Raw genomic sequence first — 25,664 nt, 5'->3', positions numbered from 1 at the left:
GTCAGTTCACCACTCCGGTCATGACGGCGAGGGGGACGGAGAGGAAGCCGGCGGTCAGGACGAGCGCCAGGGCTTCGGAGGCGCCGCGAACGGCCCGGGCGCTCCGCGCGCCGACGGCGCCCAGCGTGCGTCCGGCGCTGAGCAGCCCGTGCCGCACGTGCAGCCCGACGGCGAGCATGGCCACGCAGTAGATGACGTTGCCGTACCAGGTGCCGAACGTCGCGACGACGTTCTCGTAGGGGCGGCCGGCCTCGCCGTTCGGGTTCACGGTGCCCGTCGTCAGGTCCAGCACGTGCCAGACGATGAACAGCGCGAGGATCACCCCGCCCCAGCGCATCGTGCGCGTCGCGTAGTCGGTGCGGGCGCGCCGGTGGGCGTAGGCGACCGGCCGGGCGGCCCGGTCGCGCCGGGTGAGCTGGTAGGCGGCCACGCCGTGGAGCACGACCGAGGCGAGCAGCCCCGCTCGCGCGAACCACAGGAACCACTCGTACCGCAGGAAGGGTTCGCCGATCGTGCGCAGCCAGTGGGCGTAGCCGTTGAACTCCTCCGGGCCGAAGAAGATCTTCAGGTTGGCCAGCATGTGCACCACCAGGTAGAGCAGCATGACCGCGCCGGTGACGGCCATGACCGCCTTCTTGCCGACCGTCGAGCGCCACACCACCGCCGCGGTGGACGGTCGTCTCTCCGTCTTCGTCGCCAGTGCCATGCCCTCGACGCTAGGAGCCGCCCACCGATCCGTCCAAGACATGAAATGCGTCAGTACGATAGAGCATGTCTATCGACGACCGTAGACTGGGCCCATGCAGCTCCAGCAGCTCCGCTACTTCGCCGCCGTGGCCGAGACCCGCCACTTCACCCGGGCCGCCCGGCGCGAACACGTGGCGCAGCCCTCCCTGTCCCAGCAGATCCGGGCGCTGGAGAAGGAACTGGGCACCGAGCTGTTCCACCGGGCGCGCGGCGCGGTCGGCCTCACCGACGCGGGGGAGGCGCTGCTGCCGCTGGCCCGCCGCATCCTGGCCGACACCGACACCGCGCGGCGGGAGGTCCAGGAGGTGGCCCGGCTCGCCCGTGGCCGGGTGCGGCTCGGGGCGCCGCCGAGCCTGTGCGCCAGCGTGGTCCCCGACGTGCTGCGGATCTTCCACGACCGCTATCCGGGCGTGGAGCTGGCGGTGCACGAGGGCGGCTCACGCGATCTGGTGGGGGTGCTGGCGGCCGGGGAACTCGACCTCGCCCTCGTCATCACGCCGCTGCCCGGCCAGGCCCCCGCGCTGGTCACGGCCGAGCTGCTGCGGGAGGAGCTGGTCGTCGTCTCGGCCCCGGCGGAGCCCCCGCCGACCCGGGCGGCACGGCTGCGGATCGCCGAGCTGCGGGACCGTCCGCTGGTGATGTTCCGGCACGGCTACGACCTGCGCGAGCTGACCGTCTCCGCCTGCCGGGCCGCCGGGTTCGAGCCCCGGTTCAGCGTGGAGGGCGGCGAGATGGACGCGGTGCTCGGCTGCGTCCGGGCCGGGCTGGGGCCCGCCGTCGTCCCGCGCATGGTGGCCGACCGTTCCGGCCTGCGCACCACCCCCCTCGCCCCGCCGGGGCTGCACCGCACCGTCTCGGTGGCGCACCGCTCCGACGTCTCCCCGCCCCGGGCGGCCCGCGAACTGCGCCGCATCCTCGTCGGACACCTCGGGCAGGCGACGACGGGCCCCGGGCACGAGGCGCCCGCCTAGCCCTCAGCGGGCCGACGCACGGTGTAAGCGGCCAGATACCCGAAGGAGTTGAGCGCGCCGTGCGCCAGGGCGGGGGCCAGCACGCTGTCGCCGCGCCGCCGCAGCAGCCCGAACAGCAGCCCGCCCGCCGCGGTGACCAGGACGTTGCCGGCCGCCGTCGCGGCCCGGGACGGCTCGGAACCGCCTGCGGAGGCCCTGGCCAGTGCCGGGTTGGCCGCGCGGAGAGCGCCGGAGGGCAGCACGTGCCACAGCCCGAAGAGCGCCGCCGTGAGGACGTCCGCGCCCCGGGCCCCGTACCGTTCCCGCAGCAGGGCGGGCAACACGGCCCGGAAGCCGGTCTCCTCCAGCAGAACGGTGCCCAGCGGCACGTCCACGAGCGCCTGCCGCAGTGCCCCGGGGAGCGTCCGGGCGGCCCGGGCGTCCGCGAAGAGGGGCCGGGTCGCGGGCAGCGCCGCCCCGGCCGCGTACACCGCGGCCACGACGAGCGCCGGCGGCGCCCCGTACCGCGCCCCGCGGCCGAGCCGGCCCCGGGCGAGCCCGAGTTCGTCCCAGCCCGTCCCCGCCCGGCGGGCGAGCCCGACGAGCGCCCCCGACGCCGCGACGGACACCGGGACGGCGGCGGCGCGGGGGAGCCGCTCCCGGAGGAACTGGGCGGCGCCGAGCACGCCGAGGGCCGCCACGCAGGCGGTTGGTCTGCCGAGCCGCACACAGGTCACAGCAGCAGAGGGTACGGCGGCACGGTGTCAGGCGGCGGGAGTGCGGGGTCCGGGCAGCCGGAAGCGCCGCTCCTCACGGGCTGGAGAGGTAGGAGCGGCGCTTGCCGGTGTCACGCCTCCTCACTGCAGTGCCGGTACTTCACGGACTCGGGTTGACCCTCTGACGGGGGTCAACGTTCCGCGCGTGTCACGCGCAGTGCCGTCGCCGCGCAGGCGAGGCCCAGGACGAAGGCGACGCCGCCGACGATGACCTGGTTCAGGATGACGCCTGCGTCCGGACTGTCACCGACGACCCAGGGCGAGATGACCAGCCATGCGCCGACGGCGCAGATGGCCCAGCTCAGCCCGTACATCCGGGCGGGCGCCATGGTGAAACCGAGTGCCATGAGCCCCAGAGCGATTCCGATGATCAGGTTGTGGGTCGCCAGCGATGCCTGGTTGCCCGAGAAGTGCACGACCCACGGGGACACGGCGCAGTACAGACCGACCAGGAACACCGGTCCGTCAACGAGCGCCACGTCCTTGCCGCCGAGCACGCGGTCATAGCGTTCCCGCATTTCGGTGGCGTCGGGGTGACCTGCCAGGTCGCCCCTTTGATGTGAGACAGAGGCCATTGCGACTCGCCCCCTTCAGGACTCATATACGCAAGCCTTGGCCGCACTCTCATTGTGCGCCTGACAACCGCGGAACGATACTTTTCCGACCGGATCGTGATGTACCGGTAGGTAATCGACATCAAGGGGCGAAACCATGCGAGATGCTGTCCGGGCCCGTCCCGGGGGCGGCGCGGCGCCACCCCGCCCCCGTACATTGGGCGCCATGGAGATCTGGATCAACCCCGCCTGCTCCAAGTGCCGCAGCGCCCTCACGGAGCTGGACGCCGCGGGCGCGGGCTACACCGTGCGGCGCTACCTGGAGGACCCGCCCGGCGAGGAGGAGCTGCGCGAGCTCCTGACCCGGCTGGGGCTGGAGCCCTGGGACATCGCCCGCACCCAGGAGCCGCAGGCCCGGGAACTGGGCCTGAAGGACTGGCCCCGGGACGAGGCGGCCAGGCCCCGGTGGACGGCCGCCCTGGCCGCCCACCCGAAGCTGATCCAGCGCCCGATCATCACGGCGGACGACGGTACCGCCGTCGTGGCCCGCTCCCCGGAGGCCGTGCGGGATGCCCTCGGCCGCCGCGCCCCGGGCCCGGTCACGCCGTGAGGAGCACGCCGGCGTAGGACAGCCCGGCGATCACCACCCAGGAGCCGGAGCCGACCGCCGCCATGCGCCAGCCGGTCCGGGCCAGGGAGGGCAGGAACACCCCGCTGCCCAGTCCGAACAGGGCGGCGGCCAGGAGCGCCTCACGCAGCGTCGCGGCGCCCTCCAGCAGGCCGTCGGGCAGGACGCCGGTCGTGCGCAGGGCTGCGGACGCGAGGAACCCGGCGACGAAGAGCGGGACGAGCGGCGGCCGTTTCGTCGCCGGGCCCCCGCCCGCCGGGTCCCCGCTCTCCGCTCCCCCGTCGGTCGCCCCGCCGGGAGGCGCGGCCGCGGTGAGCCGGCGCCGGGCCACGGCGGCGGCCAGGACGGCGACGAGCGGCGCCAGCAGCACGACCCGCATGAGCTTCACGAGGACGGCCTCGCCGAGCGCCTCCTGACCGGCGGTCTGCGCCGTCGCCACGACCTGGCCCACGTCGTGCACCCCGGCGCCCACCCACCGGCCGAACTCCGCGTCGCCAAGGCCCAGCGGCTGGTGCAGCAGCGGCAGGACGGCGATCGCCAGCGTCCCGCACAGCGTCACCAGCGCCACGGAGGCCGCCACATCACGCTCGTCGCTGCGCCGGACCTCGCTCACCGCGCCGATCGCGGACGCCCCGCAGATCGAGTAGCCGGTGGCCACGAGGAGCGGCTGGTCCCCCGTCAGTCCGACCCGGCGCCCGAGCCAGATCGTGCCGAAGAACGTGGCGACGACGACGCCGAGCACCATCGCGGCCGTCGCCCATCCCAGGTCCAGCACCTCGGTCAGGCTCAGTTCCAGCCCGAGCAGGACGACGCCGAGCCGCATGAACCGGCGGCCCGCGAGGGAGAGTCCGGGCCGCCCCCGGCCCCGGGCGAACCCTCCCGCGTGCGGCAGGTGGGCGACGAGGAGCCCGAGCACGATGGCCGCCGTCAGCAGGGGGACGGCGGGGAGGAGCCGGTGGACGCCCCAGGCGGCGGTCACGCCGCCGGCCACCAGGGCCAGCCCGGGCCACGGCGCTGCGGTGCGCCGCGGCCCGGGCGCCGCGCTCGGCCCGCGGGCGGCGCGGGTGAGGGATATCGCCATCAGCGGTCGGCGGGCACGTCGTAGACGCGGCGGACGCTGCTGCCCAGCCGGGAGACGTCGGCCCCGTAGACGTGCAGGGATATGGCCGTCCCGGTGCAGCCGTTCCAGACGCGGTGGATGTCGCCGGGCGGGGCGAACCCGCACACGGCACCCCGCGGGTTCACGACCTCCTCGGTGGCCACGAGCCGGGCCCGGTCGCCCGTCGCGGTGGCCGGGACCAGCCGGTAGCGGCGCTCGTGCTCCTCGCCCTCGTGCACCCCGGTGACGCACCAGGAGACGTGGTCGTGCACGGACGTGCCCTGGCCCGGCAGCCACACCAGCGCGACCGCGGAGAACGAGCCGTCCGGCTCGGCGTGCAGCAGGTGCTGGCGGTAGCGGTCGGGGTCGCCCTCGCGCTGCCGCGGCGTCAGCAGGTCCTCGGCGCCCAGGTGCGGGGCCAGCCGTTCGCCCACCAGGTAGGCGGTGATGTCAGGAGGCAGGCCCCGGCCGACGACGTCGCGGATCTCGCTGACGAGGGCGCTGAGCCGGTCGGTGGTGTGCGGGCCGGTCGCGGGGGATTCGGTTGACGGCTGCATGCTCGCAGGTTCCCGCCGCCCGGCCATCAGGTCCAACGAGGGTTTCTTCGGGAAGCCTCAAGCATTGCTTATGGATGAGCGGGGTCAGCACCCCGTCCGGTTCTCGGCCACGGCCCGTAGTTCGTCGACCACGAGCGCCGTCGCCGGTATGTCGAGGTGCTCGCGCAAAACATAAGCGGAGATACGGCGCCGCGAAGCCGGGTCCAGCGCCCGCCCGACCACCTTGCGGTGGACGAGGAACGACAGCACGAGCCCCGGCATCATCGCGATGCCCAGCCCCTCGGCGACCAGGCTCTGCACCACCAGGTTGTCGTCCGTGGTGAAGACGACGTCCGGGGCGAAGCCCAACTCCGCGCACTCGTGGAGGAAGTTGGAACGGCAGCGCAGACAGCCGGCGATCCAGCGCTCCTCGGACAGCTCCACGAGCCGCACCGCCCGGCGGCGCGCCATCGGATGCCCGGCCGGGAGCAGGACGGTGAGCTGGTCCTCCAGCAGCGGTATCTCCACCAGCTCCGGCGGCACCTGCTCGTCCAGCCCGGGGTAGGTGAAGGCCAGCGAGATGTCGCACTCGCCGCGCACGACCCGGTGCAGCGACTGCGGCGGCTCGCTCTCCTGCAGCTCGGCGCGCACGCCCGGATGCCGGGCACCCAGCCGCGCCAGCGCCTCCGGGACGAGCGTCGCGGAGGCGCTGGGAAAGGCGCAGATGCGCACACGGCCGGTGTGCAGCCGGCTGAGCGCCCGCACCTGCTCCTGGGCGACGGCCATGCTGTCCAGGATCGCGCCCGCGTGCCGGGCCAGGGTCTCCCCGGCCTCGGTGAGCCGCATCCGCCGTCCCACCCGCAGGAACAGCGGCGCCCCGACCTCCCGTTCCAGCGCCTTGATCTGCTGGGTGATCGCGGGCTGCGTGTAGCCGAGGGACCGCGCCGCCGCCGTGTAGGACCCGGTGCGGACCACCTCGTGGAAGGTCCTGATGTGCCGCGATTCGAACATGGCCGAACGATAAGCGGAATTCCGGGGGCGCCCCAAAGGGGCTGCGTGCCCTCCGGAGCGCCCCACGGCGTCAACCGCGCGGGAGGACGGTGGAGAGCACTTGAGGCAAGGACGTCCAGTCGCTGCTGACGATGCTGGCGTGCGTCCCCGCGAGCCGCTCGGCCCGGGCCCGGGCTTCCGCCTCGGTGGGGTTCACGGCGTCGATGGCGGGCGGGACGGCGTGGGCGTCCGTCATGACGAGGAGATAGCCGTTGCGGGCGTACCAGCCGGTGTCGACGGCGCCCGCGGCGTAGGTGGCGGCGTCGCCGTCGAAGACGACGAACCACGGCCGCAGCCCGGCGTCCTCGTAGCGGTCTCTGGGGTCGCCGGACACGGCGTGGTGGACCGCCGGGAACGCGACGGCCCGCTCGATCGCCCCCTCCGCCTCAAGCGCGCGCAGGTGCCGGGCGTACTCGACGTCGGTCCACAGCGTGTCGAACGGGTTGTCCTGTTCGAGGGTGCCGGGGATGAGGTGGATGAGGAACTTCCCGGCCATGGCGTCCCGGCCCGGCCACGCGCCCGCCCGGGCCGCCTCGTCGAGGGTCGCGTGGGCGCCCAGCAGGTCGGCGGGGCGGAACAGGGCGTCCCCCAGCTCGCGGGCCACGAGGGCGTCGAACGCCGCGGGCCCGCGGCCCCCGGTGCCGTTGAACCCGTCCTTCATCTCCAGCTTCAGCAGCACGGGGCGGTGTCCGGGGTTCGCCTCGTGCCAGGCCCGCAGGTCGGACAGACAGCCGGCGAGGTCCTGGTTCCGGCTGTTCGTGCGCAGCTCGGCGGCGGTGCCGGCGTCCACGCAGTTGTTCTGGTTCCAGAACGGCGTGTCGTGGGCGACCCGCCAGCCGAAGCCGAAGCCGTTGGTCCACACGTCGAGTTCGAGCATGGCCGCCCCGGAGTCGAGGGCGTCGGCGAAGTACGGGTAGCGGCTCTGTTCGTAGGCGTTGTGCACGCCCACGCCCGTGCTGAGGGCGTAGGAGAGCGCGTCGGTGTCGGAGGCGGGGAGACCGGCGGGGGCGCCGGCGTGGGCCGGGACCGCGACGAGGACGGTCGAGAACGCCGCCGCGGCCAGGCAGGAGGATATGCGCACGGGTGTCGCCTTTCGCTGAGGGACGACCAGAACAGCGAAAGATTAGGGCAGTTGAGCGCACCGGTGGAGGCGGACGGATGAACGGAACGGCGCCGCCCGCCGAACCGACGGCGCGCCGGAGCCGGTGGTGTCGGGCGGCGTGCGCGGTGTACGGAGCGGGGCGAGGTGTGTCAGGCGAGGTGCGGCGTCAGGCGAGGGGCGTCAGGCGACGTGCGCGGCGTGCGGTGCGACGGCGGGGGCCCGGACGCCGAAGTCCCGGCACACCGCGTCGGCCGCCCGTGCCGCCGAACGCAGCGCACCCTGTGGCGTCCCCACGTCTCGGTGGTCCCCGCACACGTACAGCCCGGTGAGGACCCGGACGGTGCGCCGGGCGTCGTGCGGCGCGGGCGTCGCCGGTGCCGCGTGGGCGTCGTGGTGGGCTCCGATCAGCTCCCAGCGCTCGGCCCGCACCCCGTGCAGCACGCCCAACTGCGGTCTGGCCGCCTTGTCCAGGACGCCGGGCGGGTCTCCGGCGGCGGGACCGAGCACCACGGAGGTGACGAGGGTACGGCCCGGCAGTGCGCGGGAGGGGTCGACCGCGCTGGTCACCATCGTGTGCGCCACCGGGCCGCGCCGGTCGGCGTCCAGCAGCAGCGCCGGATCGCCCGGCGGGGCGGCGTCGGCGGCGTGGTGCAGCACCGTGACGGGGTGGTGGGCGGGCACCCGCAGCCCCGGCAGGAGCCGGGCGGCGTCGTGCGCCCCGGTCGCGATGACCACTGCGCGGCAGTCGAACGTGCCGTGGTCCTCCGTGTCCACCGCGTTCGCCGAGACGCCGACCGCGCGCACCCCGGTGCGCAGACGGCCGGGCGGGAGCCCGGCGGCGAGCAGCCGGGGCAGGGCCGCCCCGCCGCCCGCGGGCAGGCACAGCCCGTGCCGCGTGAAGGAGCGCAGGGCGAGGTCGACGACGCGGCTGGACGTCATCAGCTCCGGGTCGCACAACAGGGCGCCCACGAGCGGACGCAGGAACGACTCGACGGTCCGGGCGGGCACGCCCCGGGACGTCAGCGCGCGGGCGGCCGGCGCCTCGACCCGGGTGAGCAGCCGGGCGGGCGGCGCCGTGGCCAGCCGGGCGAGCTGGCTCCGCAGCCGGGCCGCGTCCAGCGCGCTGGTGAGAGCGCGCGCCGGATGGCGTGCGCCCCCCATGCCCCCGCCACCCGCGGCCACCGCCCCGACACCGACACCGACGCCGACGCCGACGCCGACACCGCCCACGCCCGCTCCCGCGCCGGGCCGCAGGGCGCGGGTGGCACCGAGCCGCACCGTCCGCTCCGCGCCGCGGACGACGACGCCCGGTGCGAGGGGACGCAGATCCAGTTCCCGCAGGCCCGGCGTCGCGGCCAACTCCGGCCAGTCCGCGCAGAAGAGCCGGCCGCTGCGGTCCAGCACGAAGCCGTCCACCTCCTCGGCCGCCAGCCGGCCGCCCGCTCTCTCGGCGGCCTCCAGCACGGTGACGGTGAGCCCTGCGGCCACCAGGTGCCGGGCCGCCGCCAGTCCGGCGAGCCCGGCTCCGATGACGACGACGTCGCCGCCGTCCGTGCGAGGTGCGGGTGCAGCGCTGAGCACGTGCCCTCCCCGGGGGTCGGAGAAACCGATGCGGAGCTGTGGAGCGAAGAGTTGCCCGGCTCATGCCCTTCCCGGGGCTCCGGCAAAGCTCCAGCGGCGTCCGACCCTACGGACCTACGGGATGCGACGGACACGCGCATGGACAGGGCACGGACGCACGACGGTCGCACACCCCCGCGCCCCGTCCGCCCCGCGGCGCGGTCAGCTGCGGAACCGGGCCCAGAGCTGGGGGAAGCGCTCCGCGAGCACGCGGTCGTCCTCGAAGTTCAGCGGGGTGCCCAGCGGTTCCCGCGGGGGCTCGGGCAGCCCCAGGTCCGGAACCTCGGTGCCGAGCAGTTCCTCGTACGCCTCGTCCGCGGCGAAGCCCAGCTCCTCGGCCTCCCCGTCGATCTCCGGGTCGAAGTCCTCCAGCAGCTCGGCGAGGTCGTCCGGGTCGCCATGCAGCGCGCCCTCGAACACCGTGCGCCCCTGGGCGATGAGCCAGCAGCGGAAGGCGTCGAACACGTCGTCGCTCGCGCCGTCCAGCAGGACCCAGGCCGCGCCCCACACATCCCAGCGGTAGGAGCGCAGGAAGCGGGTCTCGAAGTGCCGCGCGAAGTCGGTGACCGTCTCCGGGTCGAGCTCGGCCAGCCGCTCGACCAGCAGCTCCGCCTGCTCGTCCGGGTCGCCCTCGGCAGCCTCGCGGGTGCTGTCGATCAGCTCCCAGAACTCGTCCTCGTGCATCGTCACGCGACCCAGCATCCGCCCGGCGCACCCGTCCCGCCACGTGGAGTCCCGCAGCCGGGCGACGGCCGTCGCCCGGCTGCGGCAGCGGGGCCCGACGAAGGAGACGCGGAAACACGACAGGAGGTGTCGGGTATCGGTGTGAGCGTGGAACCCGGCAGACCGCGGCGCAGGGTCCGCGGGCACGACGGAAGGACGGACAGGGCATGACCAACAGCGAATCCCCGGCGGCGGGAAGGGCGGACCGGCCGTTGCGCGGCAGAGTGGCGCTCGTCGCGGGCGCCACCCGGGGCGCGGGCCGGGCGATGGCCGTCGAGCTGGGACGCGCCGGGGCGACGGTCTACGCCACCGGGCGCACGACGCGGCAGCGGGTCAGCGAGATCGGACGGGCCACCGAGACGATCGAGGGCACGGCGGAACGCGTCACGGCGGCGGGCGGCACCGGCATCGCCGTCCCCACCGACCACCTGGTCCCCGAACAGGTGGCCGAACTCCTCACCCGCATCGAGCGGGAACAGGGCCGCCTCGACATCCTCGTCAACGACATCTGGGGCGGGGACCACCTCGTCGGCTGGGACCGGCCGATGTGGGAGCACGACCTGGACGACGGGCTGCGGGTGCTGCGCCTGGGCGTCGAGACCCACATCGTCACCAGCCGGTACGCGATCCCGCTGCTCGTGCGGAAGCCGGGCGGCCTGGTGGTGGAGGTGACCGACGGTACGGCCGACTACAACCGCCGCTACCGCAAGCCCCTCTACTACGACCTGGCCAAGAGCGCGCCGCTGCGCATGGCCCGCGGCCTCGGCGAGGAGCTGTCCGGCCACGGGGCGACGGCCGTGGCGCTGAGCCCCGGCTGGCTGCGCTCCGAGACGATGCTGGACACCCACTTCAGGGTGACCGAGGACAACTGGCGCGAGGGCGCCGGGCAGAACCCCGACTTCGCCATCTCCGAGTCGCCCCTGTACGTGGCCCGCGGCCTCGCCGCCCTCGCCGCCGACCCCGGCCGTGCCCGGTTCAACGGATGCTCGCTCTCCAGCGCCGATCTGGCCCGCGAGTACGGCGTCACGGACGCGGACGGCTCACGCCCGGACGCCTGGTCCTACCTGGAGGACCTGGAGGCCCACCAGAAGGCCGGCGCCGACGCGGGCCCCCGCCCCGACCCGGAGGACTACCGCTAGGCCGGACCCGGCGCGGTCCTCACCCCGGGCCGGGGGTGTCGCCGTCCGGGCCGGGGGTCTCGTACAGGGCGGCGGTGCGGCGGGCGGCCTCGGCGAAGCGGAGGCGGAGGCCGGCAGGGGACAGGACCTCCACCTCCGGGCCGAGGGCGAAGAGCTGGCCGAAGGCGACGTCCGGGGACTCCACGGGCAGGCTGACGGTCAGGGTCACCCTGCCGTCGGTCTCGGCACGCTCGGCCGCCGCCAGTGCCTCGTCCGCCACGGTGCGGTCGCTGTGCACGTGCCGCAGCCGCCGTGCCCCGGCCTCGGTGAGCCGCAGCACGACCCGGGTGCGCAGGATGGAGCGGGCGAACTCCGCGGCGCGCTGTTCCCAGAAGGCGGGGAGGTCGAACGACTCCTCCCGGGTGAACCGGGTGCCGGTCGGTTCGGCGGAGGCGATCCGGTCGACGCGGTAGACGCGGAAGCCGCCCTCGGTCCGGGCGGCCAGGTACCAGACGCCCGCCTTGAGGACGAGGCCGTGCGGGTCGAGGAGGCGGTCCACCGTCGCGTCGCCCCGCCGTCGGTAGCGGACGGCGATCCGGCGGTCGTCCCAGACGGCCTCGGCCAGGGCGGGCAGGGGCTCCGGCGTGGCCGGCTCCTGCCACCAGGCGGGCGCATCGAGGTGGAAGCGCTGGGACACGCTGCGCTGAGCGTCGCTCAGGTCCGGGTTCAGTGCGGCGAGGACCTTGAGCCCGGCGGCGGAGGCGGCGTCGGCCAGGCCCAGGTCGCGCAGCGCGGTGGGCACGCCGGACAGGAAGAGGGCCTCGGCCTCCTCGCGGGCCAGCCCGGTCAGCCGGGTGCGGTAGCCGCCCAGCAGCCGGTAGCCGCCCGTGCGGCCCCGGTCCGCGTAGACGGGTACCCCGGCCTCGGCCAGCGCCGCCACGTCGCGGGTCACCGTCCGCTCGGACACCTCCAGTTCGGCGGCGAGTTCGGCGGCGGTCATCGTCTGCCGGTTCTGGAGCAGGAGCACCAGCCGGATGAGTCGAGCTGCCCGCATGGCCCCGCATTCTGCCGCGCCGTCAGCACCACCCGCACGGGCGGGGGTACGCGGCCCCGTCCGGGAGGCGGAGCGGACGGGGCGCTGTTAGCGTGCAGACACCCATAACGCCGAAAAACGACAAGACACCAGTATCCGGCGCATCCCGCCGCACACCTGACCAGAGCAACCGGCACCGAGGGATTGGGACCATGAGCGATCAACCTCGCGAGAGGTGGGGCACCCGGGCGGGCTTCATCCTGGCGGCGATCGGATCGGCGATCGGGCTCGGGAACATCTGGCGGTTCCCTGCCGAGGCGGCCCGCAACGGCGGCGGCGCCTTCATGCTGCCGTATCTGATCGCCCTGCTGACGGCCGGTCTACCGCTGCTGATCATGGAGTACACGATCGGACGGCGGTACCGGGGGTCGGCGCCCGCCGCGTACCTGCGGCTCTCCCGGCCCGCGCAGTTCATCGGCTGGTGGCAGGTGGCCATCTGCTTCGTCATCGCCACCTACTACTCGCTCATCCTGGCCTGGGCCGTGCGTTACGTCGGCTTCTCCGTCGGCCAGGACTGGGGCGACGACGCCGAGACCTTCCTGTTCGCCGACTTCCTGAAGGTGGGGGACACCCCGGGTGACCTCGGCAGCTACGTCGGTGGCGTCTTCTGGCCGCTGCTGGCGATCTGGGTGGTCGTGCTCGTCGTCCTCGCCCTCGGCATCCGCCGCGGCATCGAGAAGGTCGCCCTGATCTTCATCCCGCTGCTGGTGGTCTTCTTCGTCATCCTGGTCGTCCGGGCGCTCACGCTGGACGGCGCGGACGTCGGCCTGGACGCGCTGTTCACCCCGGACTGGGACGCGCTGACCGACGGGGACGTGTGGGTCGCGGCCTACGGGCAGATCTTCTTCTCGCTGTCCGTCGGCTTCGGCATCATGATCACCTACGCCTCCTACCTCGGACGGCGTTCGGACCTCAGCGGCTCCGCGCTCGTCGCGGGCTTCGCCAACAGCTCCTTCGAGATCCTCGCCGGCATCGGCGTCTTCGCCACGCTGGGCTTCCTCGCCGCGCAGGGCGGCACCGAGGTCCTCGACACGGAGGGCGGCCTCGGCCTCGCCTTCGTCGCCTTCCCGACGATCATCTCGGAGATGCCGTGGGGCGGCTTCTTCGGCGTCCTGTTCTTCCTGTCCCTGGTGATCGCGGGCTGGACGTCGCTCATCAGCATCATGCAGGTGATCGTCGCCGCCGTGCAGGACCGGCTCCGGATGTCCCGCGTCCCGGCCGTGGCCATCGTGGGCGGCGCCGTGGCCCTCGTCTCCCTGCTGCTCTACCCGACCAACGGCGGGCTGTACCTGCTGGACGCCGCCGACCGCTTCATCAACCGCTACGGCATCGCCCTCGCGGCCCTGACGTCCGTCGTCGTCGTGGCCTGGATCGTGCGCAAGCTGCCCGTCCTGCAACGGGACGCGGACGCCACCTCGGCCGTGAAGCTGGGCCGCTGGTGGAAGATCTTCCTCGGCCTGATCACCCCGGTCGTGCTCGGCGCGATGCTCGTCGACTCCCTCACCCAGGAGATCGACGAGAACTACGCGGACTACCCGACCAGCTTCCTGCTCTGGGCGGGCTGGGGCGTGGCCGCCGGTGCCCTGGTCATCGCCGTCCTCCTCTCGCTCATCCCGTGGCGGGGCGGAGAGATCAAGCCGCCGCAGGAGGCGGACGAGGAGAGGAGTGCCTGATGTCGGCCAGCGCCGTCGTGATGCTGATCGTGTCGATCGTGGTGGTCTGGGGCGGGCTCGTCCTGGCGATCCTCAAACTGCGGGGCCACCCCGAGGTGGAGCTGCCGCCGGAGTCCCCGGAGGAGCACTCCATCTGACGGCCCGCCACGCGGCGGACCGGCGGGACGGCGGGGCGGCGGCCCCACCGTCCCGCCGGTGTCCGTGTCGGTGCCGGCTCAGGCGAGGCCGTAGCGCTCGGCCGCCTGCCGGACCGTCTCCTGCTTGACCTCACCGCGCCGGGCGAGCTGAGCCAGCGCCGCCACGGCGATCGACCGGGCGTCCACCCCGAAGTGGCGCCGGGCGTTCTCGCGGGTGTCGGACAGGCCGAACCCGTCGGTGCCCAGCGAGCTGTAGTCGCCCGGCACCCACTGGCTGATCTGGTCCGGCACCTGGCGCATCCAGTCGCTGACCGCCAGGATCGGGCCCGGAGCGCCCTGGAGCACGCGCGTCACGTACGGCGTGCGCTCCTCGCCGCGCAGGGCTGCGGCGTCGCACTCCAGCGCGTCGCGGCGCAGCTCGCCCCAGGACGTCGCCGACCACACGTCCGCCGCGACGCCCCACTCCTCGGCCAGCAGCCGCTGTGCCTCCAGCACCCAGTGGATGGCCGTACCCGAGGCGAGCAACTGGGCGCGCGGCGCCTCGGCGTCGTCCGCCACCCCGCCCTCGTTGAACCGGTACAGGCCCTTGACGATGCCCTCCTCGACGCCCTCCGGCATGGCGGGCTGCGGCTTGGGCTCGTTGTAGACGGTCAGGTAGTAGAAGACGTCCTCGGGGTTCTCCCCGTACATCCGCCGCAGACCGTCCCTGACGATGACGCCGACCTCGTAGGCGAAGGCCGGGTCGTAGCTGAGCGCCGCCGGGTTGGTGGCCGCGATGAGCGGGGAGTGCCCGTCCGCGTGCTGGAGGCCCTCGCCCGTCAGCGTGGTGCGGCCGGCGGTGGCGCCGACGACGAAGCCGCGGCCGAGCTGGTCGCCGAGCGCCCAGAACTGGTCGGCCGTGCGCTGCCAGCCGAACATCGAGTAGAAGATGTAGAACGGGATCATCGGCTCGCCGTGCGTGGCGTACGACGTCGCGGCGGCGGTGAAGTCCGCCATGGCGCCGGCCTCGGTGATCCCCTCGTTGAGGATCTGCCCGTCCCTGGCCTCCTTGTAGTACATGAGCTGGTCGCGGTCGACCGGCTCGTAGGTCTGGCCGAGCGGCGAGTAGATGCCGGCGGAGGGGAAGAGCGCCTCCATGCCGAAGGTGCGGGCCTCGTCCGGGACGATCGGCACCCAGCGCCTGCCGGTCTCCTTGTCCCGCATGAGGTCCTTCACCAGCCGGACGAACGCCATCGTGGTGGCGATCTCCTGGCTGCCGCTGCCCTTGGCCAGCGCCGCGAAGGGCCGTTCGGCGGGCTCCGGCAGCGCGACCGGGTGCACCTTGCGGGCCGGGGCCGGTCCGCCGAGGGCCGCGCGCCGCTCCTTCAGGTAGCGCACCTCGGGGCTGTCCGCGCCCGGGTGGGCGTAGGGCACCAGTTCCCCGTCGAGCCGCGCGTCCGGGATCGGCAGCTCCAGCAGGTCCCGCATGGCGCGGAACTCCTTGCCGGACAGCTTCTTCATCTGGTGGTTGGCGTTGCGCGACTCGAAGCCCGGGCCGAGCGTCCAGCCCTTGACCGTCTGCGCGAGGACGACGGTCGGCGCGCCCTTGTGCTCGACGGCCGCCCGGTAGGCCGCGTACACCTTGCGCGGCTCGTGCCCGGCACGGGACGTCTGGAAGCACTCGGCGATCTTCGCGTCCGAGAGCAGCTTCGCCATCTCGACGAGGGCCGGTTCGGCACCGAAGAAGTGCTCGCGGATGTAGGCGGCGTCGCGGGTGGCGTAGGTCTGGAACTGGGCGTCCGGCACCTCGCGCAGCCGCCGCAGCAGCGCGCCGCTGGTGTCGAGCTGGAACAGCTCGTCCCAGGCGGAGCCCCACAGCGACTTCACGACGTTCCAGCCGGCCGCGCGGAACTGGGCCTCCAGCTCCTGCACGATCTTGAAGTTGGCGCGGACGGGGCCGTCGAGCCGCTGCAGGTTGCAGTTGATGACGAAGGTCAGGTTGTCCAGCTGCTCGCGGGCGGCGAGGGCGAGGGCTGCCGTCGACTCGGGCTCGTCCATCTCGCCGTCGCCCAGGAAGGCCCAGACGTGGCTCCTGCTGGTGTCCTTGATGCCCCGGTTCTCCAGATACCGGTTGAACCGGGCCTGGTAGACGGCGGACAGCGGGCCGAGACCCATCGAGACGGTGGGGAACTCCCACATCCACGGCAGCCGCCGCGGGTGCGGGTAGGAGGGCAGGCCCTTGCCGCCCGACTCCTGGCGGAAGTGGTCGAGGTGCTCCTCGCTGATCCGGCCCTCCAGGAAGGCCCGGGCGTAGATGCCGGGGGAGGCGTGGCCCTGGATGTAGAGCTGGTCACCGGAGCCGTGCCGCTCCGGGTCCTCCTTGCCGCGGAAGAAGTGCTGGAAGCCCGTCTCGTAGAGCCAGGCCGCCGAGGCGTAGGTGGCGATGTGGCCGCCGACGCCGTACCGGCTGCCGCGGGTGACCATGGCCGCGGCGTTCCAGCGGTTCCACGCGGTGATGCGCCGTTCCATCTCCGGGTCGCCGGGCAGCTCGGGCTCGGCGGCGGTGGGGATGGTGTTGAGGTACTCGGTCTCCAGCAGCGAGGGCACGGCCAGGCCCTCGCGCCGGGCGTGCTCCACCGTCCGGCGCACCAGGTAGGCGGCGCGCTGGGGACCGGCGGCCTCGCGGACGGCGTCCAGGGACTCGCGCCACTCGGCGGTCTCCTGTGGGTCGCGGTCGGGCAGCTGGTCCAGCTCGCTCGCCTGGGTGCGTACGGGGTCAGTCATCGTGGCCGCCTTCCGGGATGAGGACGGTGGTGGGGCTGTGAAAGGTGCAGGGCAGGACAGGGGTGAGCCCGCGGCGATGACCATAAGCCTCGATCGATGATCGATCAAAGTCCCTCCCGGGGAAAATCTCTTCCACGGGCCAAAATCGGCATTCCGTGCCATGAAATCCGGCACTCAGTGTCGGGTGAATGCGATGCGATGCGCCGCTTTCGTCCGGCAGGTGCCCCGTCCGTCCCCGGCGCGTCTTCTGGGGCTGAAAGTTCCTTTCCTGGAAGGGTGTTCGCCGCCGGGGGCAGCCGCCCGTCCCTGCCGCCCGGACGACTGGGCGGCGGCCGCGGTCCCGGTGCCGCGTGCGGGGGCCGCCGCGGCGACCCCGCGCCACGGGGGCGTGGGGCGCGGCTCATGGCGGGTGAGGACCGGTGCGGGAGCGGGCCCCGGCGCCCGTCCCGGCCCGCCCTCGATGCGGTGGCCGACCGCCCGGTCGGCCTCGGTGCGGCGCGTCCGTCCTGGCAGCGGTTTCAGTCGTCGACGTCTCGGATCATGAGACGCCGTGCTCGGCCGGATGACGCGGCCTCAGCGGTGCTGCAACCGTTGCGTAGGCTCGGATCGTCTCGTCACGCAGGCCGAAAGAGCTGGTCAAGCGCGGCACACGGGAAATGGGGCAGCAGTGGGGCAGTCGGTGGAATTCCGCGTTCTGGGACCGGTGGAGGCCGTGGACGGCGAGGGCCGCCCGCTGCCGGTCACCGCGCCGATGCTCCGTGTCCTGCTCGCCGCCCTGACCCTGCGTCCGAACCGGCCGGTACCGGCCGACGAACTGTCCGAGCAGCTCTGGGGCGAGCAGCTCCCCGCCAACGTCCGGACCACCCTGCGCAACTACGTCATGCGGCTGCGCAGGGCACTGCCCGACGACCTCATCCGCACTGTCCCCGCCGGCTACCTCCTGGCCGCCGAGCCCGAGCACACCGACCTGGGCCGGTTCCGCGCCCTGCTGCTCCGGGCCCGCGAACTGGCCCCGACCGACCAGGCCCAGGCCGCCGCCCTCCTGCGCGAGGCCCTCGGCCTGTGGCGCGGCGCGCCCCTCGGCGACCTGCCCGACGTCCCCCTGCGCACGGCCCAGCAGCCACGCCTGGAGGAGCTCCACCTCACCGCCGCCGAGGAGTGCTACGAACTCGAACTCGCCCTCGGCCGCCACGAGACGCTCGTCGACGAGCTCAGCGCCGCCGCTCACCGGCACCGCCTCCGGGAGCGGCTCACCCGGCTCCTCATGCTCGCCCTCCACCGCTGCGGCCGGACCGCGGAAGCCCTCGCCGTCTACCAGGAGGCCCGCCGCGAACTCGTCGCCGAACTCGCCATCGAGCCCGGCGCGGAGACCCGCGAGCTGGAACAGGCCATCCTGCGGGACGACCCCGCCCTCGCCCCCACCGCGCGCCCCGCCCCCGCCGGCCGCGCGGCGCCCCGGCCGCGCGCCGCCTTCCCGCCGGGCGCCTCCGGCTTCGTGGGCCGCGGCGTCGAGCTCGCCCGGCTGCGCGAACAGCTCACCGGCACGCTCAGCGCCCCGGCCGTGTGCCTCATCGACGGCCCCGGCGGCGTCGGCAAGTCCGCCCTGGCCACCCGCGCCGCGCACGACGTCGCCGACGGTTTCCCCGACGGCCTGCTCTACGTCGACCTGCGTGGCGCCGACCCGCAGCGCCCGCCCCGGGAGCCGGACGACGCCGTCCTCACGCTGCTCCCCGCCCTCGGCACGCCCTCACAGGCGGCACCGGGAGACCCCGAGGCCGCCCTGCGCCTCTACCACGAGCAGCTCGCCACGCGGCGCGTCCTGCTCCTGCTGGACAACGCCGTCAGCGCCCGGCAGATCGCCCCCCTGCTGCCCGCCGCGCCCGGCACCGCGGCCCTCGTGACCAGCCGCACCGTCCTCACCGGCATCGAACAGGCCCGCCACTTCCACCTGGAGACCCTCGGCACCGACGAGGCCGTCGCGCTCATCGGCACCGTCTCCGGCCGCCCCGTCGAGACCGCGGACCGTCCCCACTGGGAGGAGCTCGCCCGGCTGTGCGGCAACCTCCCCCTCGCGCTGCGGATCATCGCGACCCGCATGGCGTCCCGGCCGCGCTGGAGCCCCGCCGACTGGACCGAGGTCCTGCGCGACGAGCGCGGACGGCTGGAGGAGCTCGTCACCAGCGACGTCGACGCCCGCGCCAGCCTGCTGCTCAGCATCGACCAGCTCGCCGAGGGCGATCCCGCCGACCGGCGGGCGGCCCACCTCTTCCCGCTGCTCGGCGCCGCCGCCGTCACCACCTACAGCGTCCCCGCCGTCGCCGCCCTCAGCGACCACACCCCGGCCGAGGCCCGCGACGCCCTGGAGCGCCTCACCGACGCCCAGATAGCGGCGAGCCCGCGCCCCGGCGCCTACGCCCTCCACGACCTCGTCCGCACCGCCGCGGTCGGCCAGGCGGCCGCCCTGCCCGCCACCCGCACCCGCGCCGCGCTCGGCGGCCTCGCGGAGTGGTACCTCGGCTCCCTCTACCGGGCCAACGTCCCCCTCCAGAGCGGCAAGCCCGCCCGCATCCGCGACGGCGCCGCCCGTTTCGGCCGCGGCCGCCGCTTCGACCGCGCCGACGAGGCGCTCGCCTGGATGGACGGCGTCATCGAGGACGTCACCGGGCTGACCGACCAGCTGGCCGCTCCGGCCTTCGACGACGCCGCCCCGGCCCTCTCCCGCTTCCCCCTGGAAGCCTGCCGCGCGCTGGAGGCGTACTTCGTCCTCCGCCTGCGCTGGCGCGCCCAGGAGCACCTGTGCGAAGCCCTCCTGCGCACCGCCGACCGGCGGGGCGACACCTGGTCCCGGGCCGTCGCGCTGAGCCAGCTGGGCAAGGTGGCCGGCCAGCGCGGCGAGGGCGAGCGCGGGGAGCGGCTCCTGCGGCGGGCCGTCCACCTCTTCGACGAGCTCGGCGAGGTCATCGAGGCGGCCGGCACCCGCAACAACCTCGTGCCGTGCCTGGCCATGAGCGGCCGCCTGGACGAGGCCGCCGCCGAGGCGAGCGCCCTGTGCGAGGAGTTCCACCGCCAGGACGGCGCCGAGCACAACTCGATCCGCCACTCCGCGCTGAACAACCTCGGCCGCTGCCTGCGCATGATGGGCCGCCGGGCGGAGGCCGTCGAACTGCTCACCCAGGCCTACGCCACGGCCCCGATGGAGTTCCACCTGACGTCCATCGCCGCCGTCCTGGGGGAGTGCCACCTGGAGGGCGGCGAGCTGGAGGAGGCGGCGCGCTGGGCCGACCGCGGCCTCACCCACGCCTCGGAACAACCCTTCGACCCGTTCCAGGTGGCCGGGCTGCACACGACGGTGAGCGCCGCCCTGCGCGGCCTGGGCCGCCACGAGCAGGCCCGCGAGGCGTACCACCGCGCCCGCCGCCTGGTCGACGAGCTCAACGAGCGCGAGGCCGCCTCCCTCTCCACCCGCCTGCGCGGTGCCGAGGAGCCCGGCACCCCGGCGCGCAACGGCCACGCCTGACGTCCCGTGTCGCCGGCGGACGTGCCCGGCGTCCCGCGCCGATACCCCCGAGGCCGCCCGCCGATACGCCCGGCTCCGTGCGCCGATACGCCCGGCTCCGTGCCCTGATACGGCAACCGGTCACCGCTGATACGCGGTTGATACGCCCCCTTCCTACGCTTCAGCGGACCGTGCCGCTCGCGCGGCGGCACGCACGTTCACGGTGAGACACGACCGAGGGGGAGTACCGCGGTGACCGACTACGACGTCAATGTCAGTACCGAACGGCTCAAGGAGATCGAGGGCATCGTCACCGACGCCTTCGACCGCATGGCCCAGTCCGCCAAGACCGTCGGCGGTCAGGGCGAGCAGATCGCCGTCGCCTACCAGGGCTCCGGCACCGAGACGGCCATGGACACCTACAGCAACCTCGCGGGCGCCGGAAACGCCCTCAGCGAGGCGCTCGAAGGGCTCAAGGACGACCTCGGGCTCACCGGCGAGCACGGCCACGAGACCGACGAGGCCGCACGTCAGGCCATGAGCGGCGCCAACGGCGTCAGCAGCCAGGTCACCGCCGGGATGTAGGGCCCGGCCCACACGGACACGCACGCGCGGGGCGAAGGCGCCGCGGAACGAGGAGGAGGGGCAAGCATGGGGCACTACCGGTTCCAGGACATGGGCATGGCCGAGGTCCAGCGGGTCGGCAACCTGCAGGTCGAGGAGTGCAACGAGATCTGGAGCGACGTCATGTCGCAGATCAACGCGCTGTTCCCGGAGGGCGAGATCGACGCCGGGCTGGCGGGCGTGCTCAACGACCGCAACGAGCAGTACCAGCGGGACGTCCAGGGCTACATGGACGACCTCGGGCTCCAGAACACGGCCGTCGGCCGCACCCGGGAGATCGCCGCCGAGGGCGGCGAGGCGATGCGCCGCGCCGCCAGCCTCTGAGCGCGGGCGCCGCCGACACCTCCACAACCACCGACCACCCAGAGCTCACGTCGAGGAAGGACCGGCACACATGTCCGCGGGGGACACCGAACACCACAACTCCGACGAGCTGTACGACGTGCAGCGCCGCACCGGCGACCTGGACGGGCTCGGTCAGATGCGCAAGCGCTTCGTGGAGATCGCCTCCGTCGACGGCGTGTTCGGTGACGTGGCCAACGGTACGGCCGCCGAGTCGGCCCTCGCCGGCGCGGCCGACGCGATGCTCACCGAACTGGAGCGCGCCGGGATCTCGGTGGACAACATCGCCGGGAACGCGGGCACCGCCGGGGAGATCGCCGACATGACCGACGAAGAGGCGGCGCTCCAGCAGAAGCTCGTCACCGGCAACAGCGGCGGCGGCCGGTTCTACGAGGCGGTGTGACTCATGGCCGACGACTTCCGGGACACCTGCCGGACCATCTACAGCCCGAGCGAGTACGGCATGCGTGCGGCGGCCGGAGCCTGGCTGGCCCTGGCCGGGGCGGCGACCCAGAGCAACGACCGGCTGCGCGGCATCGCCGGTGACGCGCAGGCCGAGCCGGGCGTGGGCCTCCTCGAACTCGCCGACCGGCTCGGCGCCGTGGGCGGCTGGGGCGACGGGGCCGGGGCCGTGGCCGTCGCCATCGCGCGGCAGCTCCAGGCGGCCGCCGACGCCACCTCCAAGACCGTCGAACGCGTCATGGACCTGGAGGACGAGTACGACGAGCAGGAGCGCCTGCGCGACGAGAAGTCCGAGCACGACGTGATGACCGCGTCTGCCATGCACCAGGGCAACATGGGCCGGCTCACCCGCGAGGTCAACGACGAGCTCGACGCCCTCAACACCGTGTACGCGACCGTCACCGGCGGCAACGCGCCGACCGCGCCCGAGGTGAGCGCGGCGAACGGCCCCGGCGCTCCGGCCCGCTCGTCCTACACGGCCGAGTCCGCAACGGTAGGCGGCCCCACGGGGGAGGCCGTCTACGCCACCGCGCCCAACGGCAGCCGCGTGGGGGCGGGCGACTACCCGCACTCCAGCGTCATCGGCCCGGACGGCGGCGACTTCGCGGGCTGGGTGCGCTCACCCAACACCGGCTTCCTCGTGGACCCGGCGACGGGCCGGGAGTTCGACCCCGCCTCCGGCCGCTGGATCGACCCCGTCACCGGGCGGCCCTTCGGCGCGGTCACCGAGTACGCCACCCGGCTCGCCGGGCTCGGCGGCGGCCCCGGGCCGCTGACCGGCGGCCCCGTCGGCCTCGGCATCGCGGCCGTGGGCGGAGGCGGCACCGCCGCCGCCTTCGCGGGCCTCTACGGCGGGCCCGTCCCGCCCAGCGTCGCCCACGCCGGCCCCGCGCAGGGGCAGGTGGCGCGGCAGGCGGCGCACAACCTCTCCCGGCGGGCCAACGTCGCCGGACGGCTGGCGATGCGGGAGGCCGCCCAGGGCGGCCGGCCGTACATGCCGCCGCCCGGCGCGCACGGCTCCGCCGGGCGCGACCGCGCCGGTGCCCCCGCGGGGGCGGGGCGCCGGCGCCTCGCGGGCGAGCCCGCGGGCACGTGGAGGGGACGGACGGCCGACGCCGCCGTCCGACATCGGCTCACGGGCTCGCCCGCCGCCCCGCCGCCCGCACCCGCGGCCCGCTCCTCGCGCGGCCAGGGCCGCCGGGGCCGCCCCGGACCGGGCACCGACCTGACCGAGGACCAGTCCGTGTGGCGTCCCCGGGGGCACGCCGTCGGCGGCGTCCTCGGCGAATGAGCAGGGAAGGAGAGCACAGAACCATGGCCGACGAAGGCGACCTCGAGTACCTGCCCGAACAGTTCCGGGAGAGCGCCCGGCGCAACCACGACGCCGCCGACGAGGCCGACGGCCTGGCCCGTCGCCTGGCCAACACCACGGCGGCGTCCGGCGCCTTCGGCGGCGCCCGCGCCGCCGGCTACACGGCCGGGTTCAACACGGACACCGCCGACCGCACCCGGCGGGCCCGGCGCGCCCAGGAGGACCGCGACGACATCGGCGACGGCGGCTCCACCACCGCCGACCTCGGCGAGGACACCGACCTCCGGGCCCGCCTGGCCCTGCGCACCCCCGACCGCCAGGTCAGCCGCGCCGTAGCCGACGGCATGTAGCCCGGCCCCACGTCCGTCTCGGGTCCGCCCGCACACCCACCCGCCTCCCCACTCTCCTCAGGAACACCGTGTCTGGATTCGTCATCACCCGGGCAGCCCTCGTCGAAGCAGCGGGCTGCGACCCGTACGAGCTGCGGGCGGACTTCAAGAACGACAGCGACCCGGACGCGGTCGACGATCTGTCGTCGATCTTCAAGAACGGCGCCGACGAGGCCGCCGAGTCCGGCTCGGTGGCCGAATACGCCGCCGACCTGGAGGAGCGTGCGGGGACCCGGGGCTCGAACGCGATCTACGAGGAGGGTGCGGCACACCTCCAGGAGACGTACGACGACCTGGGCGAGAGCGGACTGCGCACCATCTCCAACACCCTCGGCGAGATCAAGGACGAGATGGAGACCACCATCACGTACCTGGACGACTCCATCGACGGGCAGATGGGCCTGGAGTACTGGCGCGAGTGGTACGCCTCGCAGGCCCGGCAGGAGATCCAGGCCATGGACGACGACCTCGAAGAGCTGAAGTGGTACGAGGACTACATCTGGCGCGGGCACGGCAAGACCTACAACGCGGAGAAGGCCTGGTTCCCGACGGACGTCGTGCGCCAGACCATCGAGGACGCGTACACCGAGCAGGCCGGTGAGTACGGCGTCCAGGTCTACGACCTCATGAAGGGCGAACTCGACGACTACTACGGCTTCCTCAGCAACCGCGAGCAGCGCCTCTCGGAGGAGGGCTACGACACCGGAGACTCGCCCGTGAACGTCTGGTTCCCGCCGGGGCGCGCCGAGTACGAGGCCGAGCAACTGCGGATCGAGCTCAACAAGGAAGACCCGGACCCGGCGGCCGTGGCCCGCTACACCGAGGGCCTCGAGAACGTCATGAACGGCATGCTCGACGAGAACGGCCAGCTCCGCACCGACCACGAGTACCTCTCCGACGAGGAACTCGCCTTCCTGGAGGAGTACTACGACACGCTCGGCGCCGACGGACTCGCCCTCCTCGGCAACGTCGGGTCCGACCCGTATCACCTCGGCCCCGCCGGAGCCGAGGCCATCAAGGCGGCCCAGCGGGCGGCCGCCAACGGCCTCAACGTCATGACCAACCCGGACGTGGGCGGGCTCGACACGAACGACCCCGACCAGTACGAGCGGCTTCCGGAATCCGTGCGCACCCTGCTCGACAACCCGGAGGAGCGTCTCAACCAGTCCCTGGACGAACAGGTCGACTGGTACCGGGACTTCGACGGCTTCGGCGACCTCATGGGCCATGCCACGGCACCCGCAGGAAACGGTTTCAGCAAGGACCTGGCGAACGCGGCCGTGTGGGCGCAGACGGGCGCGAACGCGGCCGAGGGCTACCCGGCCGCCGCCGACCTGGACATGTCCGGCGCGGGCCGGGCGCTGCACTCCGTCGCCCAGAACGAAGGCGCCTCGGCCGATCTCATCATCGACGAGGACTTCCGCCAGCGCATGCTGGGCACCGACTGGCAGAGCCATGGCGGCGCGGCCGATCTCATCCGCTCCGCCACCCTGCCGCCGGAAGGCGCCGACCCCACCGCGCGGCAGAAGGAGGCCGCATACGAGCTCCTCACCGCGATCGCCCAGGACCGGGAAAACATCGCGAACCTCGAAGACCCGAACGGCAACGGCTGGGGCGCGAACCATCCCCTGATCGAGTCCGCCATCACGGACACCACCCTCGGCTACCTCGACTACCTGGGCGACGCGTCCAACAGGAAAGACGCCGACGGCAACCCGTTCAGCTACTTCGATGGCGAGGAAGGGCAGTTCCGCCTGAATGGCGAGGATCGCGTGGACCTGTTCCAGTACGTCGCCGACTCCGATCAGGGCGTCCTCAACAAGTTCGAGGTGGGCCTGAACACCTACTACACGGTCCGGGCCGAGGAGGCGTTCGCTTCCGGCACCAGCGACGATGAGCGCCGAGGCATCCTGGGCGATCTGGGCAACCTCGACGGAGCCGTGGATCTCGCCTACGACCAGTCGCTGGTCGACGACCAGAAGTCCGAGGACGACAAGGCCAAGCAACAGCAGAAGCTCGGCATTGCGGCGGCCACGGTGATCACCGGAGTGGGGGCCGCCCTGGCACCGGCGTCTGGCGGCACGAGCTGGGGTATCGCGGGGGCCGTGGTGGGTGGCGTGGGCGGACTCCTGGACACCCCGCCGGAAGCGGAGGCGCTGGCGCAAGAGCTCAACTACGAGGCCGGCCTGCACGGCGACTGGGAGATCCGGTCCCTCGTCGCCAACGCCGCGCTGGAAGCCGGGCACGGCAACAGCCGGAGCGCGCTGGAGGAGAAGCTCGACGACCACGACGTCGACAGCGACGACAACCCGGTCGTCCCGGGCCTCGAGGCTTCGGATCTCGGAAACGTCCTGGACGCCGTCGAGGGGTCGTACGGCGGCGCTGCGGAAGTGCTCAAGGACGATTACCGCCGGGGCCGCGGCGCGGCGAGCTCGGACCAAGGCAGCGACGAGACGAGCGCGGACTGAGC

General features: G+C 73.7%; 23 protein-coding genes. 12 read left to right on the top strand and 11 right to left on the bottom strand.

All coding sequences use genetic code 11. From position 1 onward, the window contains the following. Position 1 precedes the first annotated feature (1 nt). Entirely contained in the window at positions 2-706 is a 705-nt protein-coding gene (locus O7609_RS04315) for a succinate dehydrogenase cytochrome b subunit (RefSeq protein WP_269733572.1), read from the bottom strand. A gap of 94 nt (positions 707-800) precedes the next feature. Between O7609_RS04315 and O7609_RS04310 the strand changes: the two genes are divergently transcribed. Next, on the top strand, positions 801-1,718 hold the full coding sequence (locus tag O7609_RS04310) for a LysR family transcriptional regulator (RefSeq protein WP_269733571.1): 918 nt from the start codon (positions 801-803) through the stop codon (positions 1,716-1,718). Here O7609_RS04310 and O7609_RS04305 read toward each other — a convergent pair. Both O7609_RS04305 and O7609_RS04300 read right to left on the bottom strand, forming a co-directional pair. Continuing rightward, complete coding sequence (locus O7609_RS04305; protein ID WP_269733570.1) at positions 1,715-2,434, bottom strand: CPBP family intramembrane glutamic endopeptidase; 720 nt, start codon at positions 2,432-2,434, stop codon at positions 1,715-1,717. The genes O7609_RS04310 and O7609_RS04305 overlap by 4 nt on opposite strands. A gap of 170 nt (positions 2,435-2,604) precedes the next feature. Beyond that, on the bottom strand, positions 2,605-3,048 hold the full coding sequence (locus tag O7609_RS04300) for an SPW repeat protein (RefSeq protein ID WP_269733569.1): 444 nt from the start codon (positions 3,046-3,048) through the stop codon (positions 2,605-2,607). 205 nt (positions 3,049-3,253) lie between these two features. On the opposite strand from O7609_RS04300, the gene O7609_RS04295 reads away from it, so the two are divergent. After that, a complete protein-coding gene (locus tag O7609_RS04295) occupies positions 3,254-3,637 on the top strand; it encodes an arsenate reductase family protein (protein ID WP_269733568.1) in 384 nt (127 codons plus the stop codon). On the opposite strand, the gene O7609_RS04290 is transcribed toward O7609_RS04295, so the two are convergent. The 6 genes from O7609_RS04290 to O7609_RS04265 all read right to left on the bottom strand — a co-directional run bounded on the left by O7609_RS04290 (position 3,627) and on the right by O7609_RS04265 (position 9,746). Then, positions 3,627-4,736, bottom strand: a complete 1,110-nt coding sequence (locus tag O7609_RS04290; protein ID WP_269733567.1) for a YeiH family protein — start codon at positions 4,734-4,736, stop codon at positions 3,627-3,629. The two genes, O7609_RS04295 and O7609_RS04290, sit on opposite strands and share 11 nt — an antisense overlap. Beyond that, positions 4,736-5,311 carry a cysteine dioxygenase family protein gene (locus O7609_RS04285; RefSeq protein ID WP_269733566.1) on the bottom strand — a complete coding sequence of 192 codons (576 nt, stop codon included), beginning with the start codon at positions 5,309-5,311 and terminating at the stop codon, positions 4,736-4,738. The genes O7609_RS04290 and O7609_RS04285 overlap by 1 nt, the downstream gene beginning before the upstream one ends. A gap of 84 nt (positions 5,312-5,395) precedes the next feature. Next, positions 5,396-6,301, bottom strand: a complete 906-nt coding sequence (locus O7609_RS04280) for a LysR family transcriptional regulator (RefSeq protein ID WP_269733565.1) — start codon at positions 6,299-6,301, stop codon at positions 5,396-5,398. A gap of 70 nt (positions 6,302-6,371) precedes the next feature. After that, positions 6,372-7,421 carry a phosphatidylinositol-specific phospholipase C domain-containing protein gene (locus tag O7609_RS04275; protein ID WP_269733564.1) on the bottom strand — a complete coding sequence of 350 codons (1,050 nt, stop codon included), beginning with the start codon at positions 7,419-7,421 and terminating at the stop codon, positions 6,372-6,374. 201 nt (positions 7,422-7,622) lie between these two features. Continuing rightward, a complete protein-coding gene (locus O7609_RS04270; protein WP_269733563.1) occupies positions 7,623-9,023 on the bottom strand; it encodes an FAD-dependent oxidoreductase in 1,401 nt (466 codons plus the stop codon). 201 nt (positions 9,024-9,224) lie between these two features. Next, entirely contained in the window at positions 9,225-9,746 is a 522-nt protein-coding gene (locus tag O7609_RS04265; protein ID WP_269737011.1) for a DUF4240 domain-containing protein, read from the bottom strand. Positions 9,747-9,952: 206 nt separating this feature from the next. On the opposite strand from O7609_RS04265, the gene O7609_RS04260 reads away from it, so the two are divergent. Then, on the top strand, positions 9,953-10,924 hold the full coding sequence (locus tag O7609_RS04260; protein WP_269733562.1) for an SDR family oxidoreductase: 972 nt from the start codon (positions 9,953-9,955) through the stop codon (positions 10,922-10,924). Positions 10,925-10,943: 19 nt separating this feature from the next. Here O7609_RS04260 and O7609_RS04255 read toward each other — a convergent pair whose 3' ends face one another. Beyond that, the gene (locus tag O7609_RS04255; RefSeq protein ID WP_269733561.1) at positions 10,944-11,957 is read right to left on the bottom strand and encodes a helix-turn-helix transcriptional regulator; all 1,014 of its coding nucleotides are present in this window, start codon (positions 11,955-11,957) and stop codon (positions 10,944-10,946) included. Positions 11,958-12,148: 191 nt separating this feature from the next. Between O7609_RS04255 and O7609_RS04250 the strand changes: the two genes are divergently transcribed. Both O7609_RS04250 and O7609_RS04245 read left to right on the top strand, forming a co-directional pair. Next, entirely contained in the window at positions 12,149-13,669 is a 1,521-nt protein-coding gene (locus O7609_RS04250; protein WP_269733560.1) for a sodium-dependent transporter, read from the top strand. Continuing rightward, the gene (locus O7609_RS04245; RefSeq protein WP_269733559.1) at positions 13,669-13,806 is read left to right on the top strand and encodes a methionine/alanine import family NSS transporter small subunit; all 138 of its coding nucleotides are present in this window, start codon (positions 13,669-13,671) and stop codon (positions 13,804-13,806) included. The genes O7609_RS04250 and O7609_RS04245 overlap by 1 nt, the downstream gene beginning before the upstream one ends. Before the next feature lie 78 nt (positions 13,807-13,884). Here the strand turns inward: O7609_RS04245 and aceE are convergent, their stop codons facing one another. Then, positions 13,885-16,569 carry a pyruvate dehydrogenase (acetyl-transferring), homodimeric type gene (gene aceE / locus O7609_RS04240; RefSeq protein ID WP_269733558.1) on the bottom strand — a complete coding sequence of 895 codons (2,685 nt, stop codon included), beginning with the start codon at positions 16,567-16,569 and terminating at the stop codon, positions 13,885-13,887. A gap of 679 nt (positions 16,570-17,248) precedes the next feature. Between aceE and O7609_RS04235 the strand changes: the two genes are divergently transcribed. The 7 genes from O7609_RS04235 to O7609_RS04205 all read left to right on the top strand — a co-directional run bounded on the left by O7609_RS04235 (position 17,249) and on the right by O7609_RS04205 (position 25,662). Next, on the top strand, positions 17,249-20,086 hold the full coding sequence (locus O7609_RS04235; RefSeq protein WP_269743099.1) for an AfsR/SARP family transcriptional regulator: 2,838 nt from the start codon (positions 17,249-17,251) through the stop codon (positions 20,084-20,086). 231 nt (positions 20,087-20,317) lie between these two features. Further along, positions 20,318-20,650, top strand: a complete 333-nt coding sequence (locus O7609_RS04230; RefSeq protein WP_269733556.1) for an aliphatic sulfonate ABC transporter substrate-binding protein — start codon at positions 20,318-20,320, stop codon at positions 20,648-20,650. Positions 20,651-20,716: 66 nt separating this feature from the next. Continuing rightward, positions 20,717-21,013 (top strand): hypothetical protein, encoded by a 297-nt coding sequence (locus O7609_RS04225; protein WP_269733555.1) that lies wholly within the window; start codon positions 20,717-20,719, stop codon positions 21,011-21,013. Positions 21,014-21,083: 70 nt separating this feature from the next. Then, complete coding sequence (locus O7609_RS04220) at positions 21,084-21,434, top strand: hypothetical protein (protein WP_269743098.1); 351 nt, start codon at positions 21,084-21,086, stop codon at positions 21,432-21,434. A gap of 3 nt (positions 21,435-21,437) precedes the next feature. Then, the gene (locus O7609_RS04215) at positions 21,438-22,784 is read left to right on the top strand and encodes a hypothetical protein (RefSeq protein WP_269743097.1); all 1,347 of its coding nucleotides are present in this window, start codon (positions 21,438-21,440) and stop codon (positions 22,782-22,784) included. A 23-nt stretch (positions 22,785-22,807) separates the two neighbouring features. Next, positions 22,808-23,155, top strand: a complete 348-nt coding sequence (locus O7609_RS04210) for a hypothetical protein (RefSeq protein ID WP_269743096.1) — start codon at positions 22,808-22,810, stop codon at positions 23,153-23,155. A gap of 68 nt (positions 23,156-23,223) precedes the next feature. Next, positions 23,224-25,662 (top strand): TPR repeat region-containing protein, encoded by a 2,439-nt coding sequence (locus O7609_RS04205; RefSeq protein ID WP_269743095.1) that lies wholly within the window; start codon positions 23,224-23,226, stop codon positions 25,660-25,662. Positions 25,663-25,664 lie beyond the last annotated feature (2 nt).

The organism is Streptomyces sp. WMMC1477, assembly GCF_027460245.1.
Taxonomy (GTDB): domain Bacteria; phylum Actinomycetota; class Actinomycetes; order Streptomycetales; family Streptomycetaceae; genus Streptomyces.
Note: the sequence above shows the minus strand (reverse complement) of the source record. Positions and strands in the feature narration are given on the sequence as shown.

Bases quoted from the DNA above. Each gene is read 5' to 3' on its own strand.
- O7609_RS04315 (WP_269733572.1), bottom strand. From the start codon at position 706: ATGGCACTGGCGACGAAGACGGAGAGACGACCGTCCACCGCGGCGGTG.
- O7609_RS04310 (WP_269733571.1), top strand. From the start codon at position 801: ATGCAGCTCCAGCAGCTCCGCTACTTCGCCGCCGTGGCCGAGACCCGC.
- O7609_RS04300 (WP_269733569.1), bottom strand. From the start codon at position 3,048: ATGGCCTCTGTCTCACATCAAAGGGGCGACCTGGCAGGTCACCCCGAC.
- O7609_RS04295 (WP_269733568.1), top strand. From the start codon at position 3,254: ATGGAGATCTGGATCAACCCCGCCTGCTCCAAGTGCCGCAGCGCCCTC.
- O7609_RS04290 (WP_269733567.1), bottom strand. From the start codon at position 4,736: ATGGCGATATCCCTCACCCGCGCCGCCCGCGGGCCGAGCGCGGCGCCC.
- O7609_RS04285 (WP_269733566.1), bottom strand. From the start codon at position 5,311: ATGCAGCCGTCAACCGAATCCCCCGCGACCGGCCCGCACACCACCGAC.
- O7609_RS04280 (WP_269733565.1), bottom strand. From the start codon at position 6,301: ATGTTCGAATCGCGGCACATCAGGACCTTCCACGAGGTGGTCCGCACC.
- O7609_RS04265 (WP_269737011.1), bottom strand. From the start codon at position 9,746: ATGCACGAGGACGAGTTCTGGGAGCTGATCGACAGCACCCGCGAGGCT.
- O7609_RS04260 (WP_269733562.1), top strand. From the start codon at position 9,953: ATGACCAACAGCGAATCCCCGGCGGCGGGAAGGGCGGACCGGCCGTTG.
- O7609_RS04255 (WP_269733561.1), bottom strand. From the start codon at position 11,957: ATGCGGGCAGCTCGACTCATCCGGCTGGTGCTCCTGCTCCAGAACCGG.
- O7609_RS04250 (WP_269733560.1), top strand. From the start codon at position 12,149: ATGAGCGATCAACCTCGCGAGAGGTGGGGCACCCGGGCGGGCTTCATC.
- O7609_RS04245 (WP_269733559.1), top strand. From the start codon at position 13,669: ATGTCGGCCAGCGCCGTCGTGATGCTGATCGTGTCGATCGTGGTGGTC.
- aceE (WP_269733558.1), bottom strand. From the start codon at position 16,569: ATGACTGACCCCGTACGCACCCAGGCGAGCGAGCTGGACCAGCTGCCC.
- O7609_RS04225 (WP_269733555.1), top strand. From the start codon at position 20,717: ATGGGGCACTACCGGTTCCAGGACATGGGCATGGCCGAGGTCCAGCGG.
- O7609_RS04220 (WP_269743098.1), top strand. From the start codon at position 21,084: ATGTCCGCGGGGGACACCGAACACCACAACTCCGACGAGCTGTACGAC.
- O7609_RS04215 (WP_269743097.1), top strand. From the start codon at position 21,438: ATGGCCGACGACTTCCGGGACACCTGCCGGACCATCTACAGCCCGAGC.
- O7609_RS04210 (WP_269743096.1), top strand. From the start codon at position 22,808: ATGGCCGACGAAGGCGACCTCGAGTACCTGCCCGAACAGTTCCGGGAG.